This is a genomic window from Bradyrhizobium sp. 2TAF36 (genome assembly GCF_052114925.1).
Taxonomy (GTDB): Bacteria; Pseudomonadota; Alphaproteobacteria; order Rhizobiales; family Xanthobacteraceae; genus Bradyrhizobium; species Bradyrhizobium barranii.
Map to the genome: position 1 here is coordinate 1 of NZ_JBFRFR010000269.1, position 303 is coordinate 303.

Annotated in this window: 1 protein-coding gene; it reads right to left on the bottom strand. The window is 51.8% G+C overall.

What is annotated here, in order from left to right; all coding sequences use genetic code 11:
- Positions 1–81: 81 nt before the first annotated feature.
- Positions 82–303 (bottom strand): hypothetical protein (locus AB4Z51_RS45110; RefSeq protein WP_441499795.1); only part of this gene is annotated, 222 nt, incomplete at its 5' end.

Below are 303 nucleotides of genomic sequence, written 5' to 3' on the forward strand. Positions count from 1 at the left end.
GAAGGAGATGGTGAAGCCGAACTGGATCCGCGCCAGTTCCAGAGCGGTTAATCTGAACATCCTTTGCTTCTCCCGATCCGGTCAATTGGGCGGGTGAAACCCTGATAAAACCCTGTGAGGTGAAACCCTGATAAAACCCTGTGAAGTTAACTGGAGATTTCGCGCCAGTATCGACTGTAAGACCGAAGACATCTGGCCACGCATAGTGGTCGAGATCATATTTTCCGCGAGCAATGATACGGCGACCCAATTCGGCAATTGCAATGTCTCGCCGGCAAAATGTGGTTCGACCAGCACATCCCC